Annotated in this window: 8 protein-coding genes; 3 read left to right on the top strand and 5 right to left on the bottom strand. The window is 69.7% G+C overall.

Going from position 1 to position 7675, the window contains the following annotated elements; genetic code table 11:
* The coding region (locus ACJ73U_RS18385; RefSeq protein ID WP_407778870.1) for a transposase at positions 1 to 190 on the top strand (190 nt) is incomplete at its 5' end.
* Between the two features lie 30 nt (positions 191 to 220).
* Positions 221 to 1588 (top strand): WS/DGAT/MGAT family O-acyltransferase, encoded by a 1368-nt coding sequence (locus ACJ73U_RS18380; protein ID WP_407778869.1) that lies wholly within the window; start codon positions 221 to 223, stop codon positions 1586 to 1588.
* A gap of 24 nt (positions 1589 to 1612) precedes the next feature.
* Here ACJ73U_RS18380 and ACJ73U_RS18375 read toward each other — a convergent pair whose 3' ends face one another.
* The 5 genes from ACJ73U_RS18375 to ACJ73U_RS18355 are packed head-to-tail and all read right to left on the bottom strand — an operon-like array spanning position 1613 to position 6083.
* A complete protein-coding gene (locus ACJ73U_RS18375; RefSeq protein ID WP_407778868.1) occupies positions 1613 to 2656 on the bottom strand; it encodes an NAD(P)H-dependent flavin oxidoreductase in 1044 nt (347 codons plus the stop codon).
* A complete protein-coding gene (locus ACJ73U_RS18370) occupies positions 2656 to 3336 on the bottom strand; it encodes a CoA-transferase subunit beta (RefSeq protein ID WP_407778871.1) in 681 nt (226 codons plus the stop codon). Before ACJ73U_RS18370 ends, ACJ73U_RS18375 begins: the two co-directional genes overlap by 1 nt.
* Positions 3337 to 3394: 58 nt before the next feature.
* Positions 3395 to 4225 carry a CoA transferase subunit A gene (locus ACJ73U_RS18365; protein WP_407778867.1) on the bottom strand — a complete coding sequence of 277 codons (831 nt, stop codon included), beginning with the start codon at positions 4223 to 4225 and terminating at the stop codon, positions 3395 to 3397.
* Entirely contained in the window at positions 4222 to 4965 is a 744-nt protein-coding gene (locus ACJ73U_RS18360; RefSeq protein WP_407778866.1) for an enoyl-CoA hydratase family protein, read from the bottom strand. Before ACJ73U_RS18360 ends, ACJ73U_RS18365 begins: the two co-directional genes overlap by 4 nt.
* Positions 4965 to 6083, bottom strand: coding sequence for a steroid 3-ketoacyl-CoA thiolase (locus ACJ73U_RS18355; protein WP_407778865.1), 1119 nt, complete (start codon positions 6081 to 6083; stop codon positions 4965 to 4967). Before ACJ73U_RS18355 ends, ACJ73U_RS18360 begins: the two co-directional genes overlap by 1 nt.
* A 107-nt stretch (positions 6084 to 6190) precedes the next feature.
* Between ACJ73U_RS18355 and ACJ73U_RS18350 the strand changes: the two genes are divergently transcribed.
* Positions 6191 to 7417, top strand: coding sequence for a cytochrome P450 (locus ACJ73U_RS18350; RefSeq protein ID WP_407778864.1), 1227 nt, complete (start codon positions 6191 to 6193; stop codon positions 7415 to 7417).
* Positions 7418 to 7675: the final 258 nt, after the last annotated feature.

The following is a 7675-nucleotide window of genomic DNA, read 5'->3' as shown; positions in this document are numbered from 1 at the left end:
TGCCCGCCGTGGTCAGCCCCACGGTTCCGGTCTGGGCAAGGTCAGGTGGGTGGTTGAGCGCACCGTGGCCTGGTACCACGGCATGAAACGCCTACGTATCCGTTGGGAACGCCGCGACGACATCCATGAGGCATTCCTCGGCCTGGCCACCTGCATCATCACCTGGCGACACGTCGCACGACTTTGTTAGGAACTCTAAGGTGCGGTGAGGAGGTTCACCATGCCCATGATGCCGGTCACGGATTCGATGTTCCTGATCGCCGAGACGCGCGAGCACCCGATGCACGTCGGCGGGCTGCAGCTCTTCGAGCTCCCCGACGGCGCGGGACCCGACTACGTCAACGACTTCCACCGGCAGCTGCTGTCGCTCGCGGACGTCCGCCCGCTCTTCCGGCGCCGACCACGCGGCCCGGTGGGCACCGTCGGCCAGTTCGCGTCGTCGAACGACGACCAGCTCGACCTCGAGTACCACGTCCGCCTGTCCGGTCTGCCCAAGCCCGGCCGCGTTCGCGAGCTGCTCGAGCTGACCTCCCGCCTGCACGGCTACCTGCTCGACCGCCATCGTCCCCTGTGGGAGTTCACGATGATGGACGGCTTGCAGGGCAACCGTTTCGCCACGTACACGAAGGTCCACCACTCGTTACTGGACGGCGTTTCGGCCCTGCGGCTCATGCAGGCGTCGCTGTCGGAGGACCCGTCGGACATGTCCGTACGGCCGCCGTGGTCGCCACGCGTGCGCACGGACGTGTTCACCAGCAAGAAGGAGTCGGAAGCCTTCGACCCGGTCCGCGCCGTGCAGGACGTCGTGAAGGGGGTCCGCGGCCTCGGCTCGGCCGCGACGAGACTCGTCAACGAGGCGTTCCGCGAGCAGTCCGCGACGCTGTCGTTCCAGGCCCCGCGGTCGATGTTCAACGTGGCGATCACCGGCGCGCGCCGCTTCGCGGCGCAGGGCTGGCCGCTCGACCGGATCAAGGTGGTCACCCGGGCCTCGGGCGCGACCCTCAACGACGTCATGCTGGCCATGTGCGCGGGTGCGTTGCGCAAGTACATGCTGGACCTCGGTGCGCTGCCGGAGAAACCACTCGTGGCGGCGGTCCCGGTGTCCCTGCGCACCGACAAGTCCTTCGGCGGCAACGCGATCGGCCTGATCCTCTGCAACCTGGCCACGACCGAGGCCGACGCGGGTGAGCGGCTGGCGACCATCCACGACTCGATGCTCAAGGGCAAGGCGATCTACCACGGGATGAGCCGCCTGCAGATCACCGCCCTGTCCGCGTTGCCGCTGATCCCGCTGGCCATCGGGATGATCCCCGGCATGGTCCGGGTCACGCCGCCGGCGTTCAACGTCCTGATCTCGAACGTGCCCGGTCCGCGCAAGCCGTTGTACTGGAACGGCGCCCGCATGCAGGGCGTGTACCCACTGTCCATTCCGTACGAGGGCCAGGCGCTGAACATCACGGTGACGAGCTACGCCGGCAACCTGGAGTTCGGCCTGACGGGTTGCCGACGGACGGTGCCGCACCTGCAGCGCCTGCTCGGTTTCCTGGAGGAGTCGTTGGTGGAGCTGGAGAAGGCGGTCTCCTACTAGGGGTCCGTCGCTCCGGCACCCGGATCACCGCGGTAGGCGCTCGATGATCTCGCTGGCCTCGCGGACGATCCCGCCGATCAGCTCCTCGCACGTCGGCAGGTCACGCAGCGCACCGACCACCTGACCGGACGCCAACACGCCGGCCTCCGTGTTGCCCCTGACCAGGCCCTCCCGCAGCAGCATCGGCGTGTTGGCCGCCATGACCAGCTGCGACCAGGTGAGCTTGTGGTTGCGCCGCATGGCCAGGCCCTCACGCACCATCGACCGCCACGACAGGTCCGTCAGGCTGTGGAACCGGGCCGCGTTGCGCACGGCACGCAGCAGACCACGGGCCGGCCCGGCGCTTTCCAGCGACGCCACCAGCTCCGTGCGCAGCACCCGGTGCGGCATGCCGTCCACGCGTGTCGTCACCACGGTGTCGGTCAGGCCGCTGGCCAGGTACGCGTCCTTGACCGCCCGGGGCACCGTGCTCTCCTCGGTGAGCAGGAAACGCGTGCCCATCCCGATGCCGGCCGCGCCGTAGGACAGCGCGGCCGCCAGGCCCCGGCCGTCGAAGAAGCCGCCCGCCGCGATCACCGGGATGTCCACGGCGTCCACAACGGACGGCAGCAGCACCGTGGTCGCCACCTGGCCCGTGTGGCCACCGCCCTCGCCGCCCTGCACCATCACGGCGTCCGCACCCCACGCGGCCACCTTCCGCGCGTGCCGCACCGCGCCGATCGACGGGACGACCACCACGCCGGCGTCCTTCAGCGTGGCGATCAGCTCCTGCGACGGCGCGAGCGCGAACGACGCGACCCGGACACCGGTCGAGATCAGGAGCTTGACCCGCTCGGCGGCGTCCACGGCATCCGCGCGGAGGTTCACCCCGAACGGCTTGTCGGTCCGCTCCCGCACCTCTTCGACGGCCGCACGCAGCTCGTCGAACGTCATCGTCGCCGACGCCAGGACGCCCAGGCCGCCGGCGTTCGCGACCGCCGACACGAGCCGGGGACCGGCCACCCAGCCCATACCGGTCTGGACCACCGGGTGACGTACCCCGACGAGCCTGGTCAGCGCGGTCTCCATCAGGCGTTCCAGCCACCCGTCGGATCCAGTGTGGACAGTAGGGCCAGCTCGTCGTCCGTCGGTGCCCTGGTCTCCGGCGGGTCGTCCACGACCAGCGGGAACCCGGTCCGCTCGACCACCTCGTCGACGGTGACCCCGGGATGCACGGACACGACCCGCATCGCGTGCGACGGGCCGCCGAAGTCGAGCACGCACAGGTCGGTCACCACGCGGTGGACGTCGTGGAACGGCCCGCCGCCGCGGTGGTAGCCGACGCCGGCGACCATGTCGACGGCCGGCACGAACACCCGCGGCGAGTGCTTCGGCACCCAGTAGCTGGTGCGGTGGTTGACCGTGTTCCCCGGCGCGCCACGCACGCCGAGCAGCTGCCGCTTCGGCGTCGCGTGCGGCCCGATGCAGGAGATGTTCTGGTTGCCGTACCGGTCGATCTGGTTGGCGCCCATGACCACGTGCCGGCGCCCGTGCGCGACCACGTCGAACACCGCGCGGTACGGCAGCCAGCCCTCGGGTGTCCCGTCGCCGGTCAGCAACGTCGCCTCGCCGTCGGACAGCAGCAGGTCCGGTTCGAACGTCGCCCGCGCCAGCCGCGCACCGAGCGACGGGACGGAACCCATCGGGCTCGCCAGGATCTCGCCGTCGCCCCGGAACAGCTCCGCGCAGGCGACCACGCACACGGCCATGCGGTTCACGCCACGACCTCCTTCGCTTCGGTCCGCCGGAACGCTCCGCAGGCTCTGCTCACGCCGCCACCGCCTTCTGGTACGACGCCTCGTCCCCGCTGAGGTACCTGTCGACGAAGGACTCCCAGTCCGCTGACGCGTACTCCTCCTGGAACCGCTCGTCCCGCCCGTAGTCCGGCACGCAGCTCGTGAAGTGCGCGCCGTGCGGCGTCGCCACGACGCCGTCGACCATCATCCGGTTGAGCAGCAGCGTCTGCGGCGGACCGGCCGTCGCCAGCTCGCTAGTATCCACAATGGACTCGCACGACACGTACCGCTTCCCGGCGGCCAGGCAGAACAGGTCGTCGAAGTACGGGTCCGGACCCAGGTACCGCGCGTTGCCGTGCCGGTCGGCGCGGTTGAGGTGCACCAGCGCCACGTCGAGGTGCAGTGCCGGCACCGCGACCAGCTCCTCGCCGTCCTCGTAGGGGGAGCGGACGGTCTTCAGCGACTGGTCGTACGTCAGCACGTCCGACCCCAGCCCGGCCCGCATCGGCAGGAACGGCAACCGGTGCGCGGCCGCGCGGAGCCCGGTCTGGAACATGCCCTCGTCCCACTCCCGCACGCTGATCGCGCCCGACTCGCGGGCCTTGCGGAACCACGGGTCGTAGGCGATCGAGTCGAGCGTCACGAACCCGAACACCACGTGCCGCACCTTGCCGGCCGCGCACAGCAGCCCGACGTCCGGGCCGCCGTAGGAGACGACGGTCAGGTCCTTCAGCGGCGAGCGCAGGATCGCCCGCACCAGCGCCATCGGCTTGCGCCGCGACCCCCAGCCCCCGATGCCGATGGTCATCCCGTCGGACAGGGTCGAGACCACCTCGTCGGCGGTCATCCTCTTGTCTCTCACGGACCGTCCTCCAGGAACCGGTTCCGGGCCTCGTCGGCGGCCCCGGTCAGGTTCAGCTCGAACGTGAAGCCCTGCTCGTAACGGTAGCTGCGGTGCACGTCCTGCGGGTCGATCCCGTTGATTGCCTTCTTCGCCGCCCGGATCACCCGCGTGTCCTTGGCCGCGATCCGCGTGGCGACCTCGAGTGCCGCGCCCGCCAGCTCGGCCGGCGGCACCACCCGGTAGACCGAGCCGAAGTGGTGCAGCTGCTGGGCGGTGACCGTCGACGCCGTGTAGTACATGGCCCGCATCAGGTGCTGCGGCACCAACCGAGCCAGGTGCGTGGCCGCACCGAGCGCTCCTCTGTCCACTTCGGGTAGTCCGAACGTCGCGTCCTCGCTGGCCACCACCACGTCCGCGTTGCCGACGAGCCCGACCCCGCCGCCGAGGCAGAACCCCTGCACGGCCGCGATCACCGGCACCTCGCAGTCGTACACCGCGCCGAACGCGGCGGCGCAGCCCCGGTTCGCGCCGATCAGCGCGCCGTGCCCCTTCGCCTGGATCTCCTTGATGTCCACGCCCGCGTTGAAACCGCGCCCGGCCGCCCGCAGCACCACGACGTGCGTGTTCGGGTCGCGACCGGCGTTCGTGACGGCGTGGGCCAGCATGAACCAGCCGGCCACGGGCAGCGCGTTGACCGGCGGGTAGTCCACCGTCACGACCACCACGCCCGGCTCGGCCTCCTCGACCTCGACGGTCATCAGACCCGCTCGATGATCGTGCCCGTGGACAGTGCGCCGCCGGCGCACATGGTGATCAGTGCGGTCGAGGCGTCCCGCCGCTCCAGCTCGTGCAGCGCGGTCGTGACCAGCCGGGTGCCGGTGCTGCCGACCGGGTGCCCGATCGCGATGGCGCCGCCGTTGACGTTGACCCGGTCGGGGTCCGGCTCGTGCACCGACATCCAGGACAGGGCGACCGACGCGAACGCCTCGTTGACCTCGAACAGGTCCAGGTCGCCGATCTTCATGCCACTGCGTGCCAGGAGCCGCTCGGTGGCCTGCACCGGCCCGTCGAGGTGGTAGTAGGGCTCACTACCGACGAGGCACTGCGCAACGATCCGTGCACGCGGGGTGACGCGCAGTGCACGCGCTTTCGCCGCGTCCATCAGCAGCACGGCGGACGCCCCGTCGGAGATCTGTGACGACGTGCCCGCCGTGTGCAGGCCGTCCGCCAGCACGGGCTTCAGGCGTGCGAGCGCGTCCATGCTGGTGTCGCGGAGGCCTTCGTCCCTGGTCACGTCCCCGACCGGGACGACCTCCCGGTCGAAGTGGCCGGCGTCCCAGGCCTTGCGTGCCTTCTGCTGCGACAGCGCGCCGAACCGGTCCAGGTCCTCGCGCGACAGGCCGCGCCGGACGGCGATCCGCTCGGCGCCGCCGAACTGGTTGGGCAGGTCGATGTCCCACGAGTCGGGCCGCGGCTTGCCGACGTCCACGCCCATGTTCGACCGCAGCGGCACGCGGCTCATGACCTCGACCCCGCACGCGATGCCGACGTCGATGGCGCCGGCCGCGATCTGCGCCGCGATCAGGTGCATGGCCTGCTGTGCGGAGCCGCACTGGGCGTCGAGGGTCAGGCAGCCGGTCTGGTACGGCAGTCCGGCGTGCAGCCACGCCGTGCGGGTGACATTGTTGGACTGTTCCCCCGCCTGTGTGACGCACCCGCCGAACACCTGCTCGACCTGGGTGGGCTCGACGCCGACGCGGTCGATGACGGCACTCTGCGCGAAGCCGAGCAACTCGGCCGGGTGCCAGCCGGACAGGGTGCCGCCGCGCTTGCCTACAGGGGTGCGCGCCGCGGCCACGATCACCGGGTTTCCCATGAACACAAAGTAGAACCTGTTCCTAAATCAAGCAAGCAGATGCTTGGTTTGGTCGGACGGGTGTGTTTGAATCGACTAGAACGTGTTCCATGTTTCCGGAGGTAGCCATGCCCGCCCCTCGGATCCCGGCCGGCTTCGACTTCACCGACCCAGACCTCTACACGAAGCGGATTCCCGTCGAGGAGTTCGCTGAGCTGCGGGCCACCGCCCCCGTGTGGTGGAACGCGCAGCCGCACAACGTCGCCGGGTTCGGCGACGACGGGTTCTGGGTGGTGAGCCGGCACGCCGAGGTCAAGGAGGTGTCGCGCAACAGCGAGGTCTACTCGTCCGAGGAGAACACCGCGATCATCCGGTTCAACTCCGAGATGACCCGGGACAAGATCGAGATGCAGCGCCTGATCATGCTGAACATCGACCCGCCGCACCACTCGAAGGTACGCGGCATCGTGTCCCGCGGCTTCACCCCGAAATCCGTGAACAGGCTGCGTGACGCGCTGGCCGCCCGCGCGGAACGCATCGTGGCCCAGGCGGCCGCCGCCGGTGGCGGCGACTTCGTCACGCAGGTCGCGTGCGAGCTGCCGCTCCAGGCGATCGCCGAGCTGCTGGGCATCCCGCAGGACGACCGGCACAAGGTCTTCCACTGGTCGAACCAGATGGTGGGTTCCGAGGACCCGGAGTACTCGGTCGACCCGATGAACGCCTCGGCAGAGCTGCTCGGCTACGCGTGGGCGATGTCCGAGGAACGCAAGAAGTGCCCGGGCGAGGACATCGTGACCAAGCTCGTCAACGCGGACATCGACGGCACCTCCCTCACCTCGGAGGAGTTCGGCTTCTTCGTGCTGCTGCTGGCGGTGGCCGGCAACGAGACCACCCGCAACGCGATCTCCCACGGCATGCACGCGTTCCTGCAGAACCCCGACCAGTGGGCCCTGTACAGGTCGAGCCGCCCGGCCACGGCCGCCGACGAGATCGTCCGGTACTCCACCCCGGTCATGTCGTTCCAACGCACCGCCAAGGAGGACACCGTCCTGGGCGGCGCGGAGATCAAGAAGGGCGACCGGGTAGGAATGTTCTACAGCTCGGCCAACTTCGACGCCGAGGTCTTCGAGAACCCGTACCAGTTCGACATCCTCCGCGACCCCAACCCACACCTCGGCTTCGGCGGCACAGGCGCCCACTACTGCGTAGGCGCGAACCTGGCCAAACTGGAAATAGACCTGATCTTCAACGCGATCGCCGACCACATGCCCAACATCAAGCAGGCGGCCCCGCCCCGCCGCCTCCGCTCGGGCTGGCTGAACGGCATCAAGGAACTCCAGGTCACCTACGTGTAGTCCGGCCCCCGGACGGCCTCCGGTCTCCGGATTCAGACTAGTTGCGAGCATCGACGGTTCGGGCCGGTCGACCCGCGTCAAGGGGCCGTTCGCTCATGCGGCACTCGAACGAGAGTCCGGGCGGCCTCCGGTCTCCGGATTCAGACTAGTTGCGAGCATCGACGGTTCGAGCCGGTCGACCCGCGTCAACGGGCCGTTCGCTCATGCGGCACTCGAACGAGAGCGCGGGCGGCCTCCGGCCTCCGGATGCAGACTAGT

This window comes from Actinophytocola sp. (assembly GCF_045807065.1).
Taxonomy (GTDB): Bacteria; Actinomycetota; Actinomycetes; order Mycobacteriales; family Pseudonocardiaceae; genus Actinophytocola.
Note: the sequence above shows the minus strand (reverse complement) of the source record. Positions and strands in the feature narration are given on the sequence as shown.

What these genes read in the sequence shown, in the direction of transcription:
- ACJ73U_RS18350 (WP_407778864.1), top strand. Translation starts at nt 6,191, where the DNA reads ATGCCCGCCCCTCGGATCCCGGCCGGCTTCGACTTCACCGACCCAGAC.
- ACJ73U_RS18360 (WP_407778866.1), bottom strand. Translation starts at nt 4,965, where the DNA reads ATGACCGTCGAGGTCGAGGAGGCCGAGCCGGGCGTGGTGGTCGTGACG.
- ACJ73U_RS18380 (WP_407778869.1), top strand. Translation starts at nt 221, where the DNA reads ATGCCCATGATGCCGGTCACGGATTCGATGTTCCTGATCGCCGAGACG.
- ACJ73U_RS18370 (WP_407778871.1), bottom strand. Translation starts at nt 3,336, where the DNA reads ATGGCCGTGTGCGTGGTCGCCTGCGCGGAGCTGTTCCGGGGCGACGGC.
- ACJ73U_RS18375 (WP_407778868.1), bottom strand. Translation starts at nt 2,656, where the DNA reads ATGGAGACCGCGCTGACCAGGCTCGTCGGGGTACGTCACCCGGTGGTC.
- ACJ73U_RS18355 (WP_407778865.1), bottom strand. Translation starts at nt 6,083, where the DNA reads ATGGGAAACCCGGTGATCGTGGCCGCGGCGCGCACCCCTGTAGGCAAG.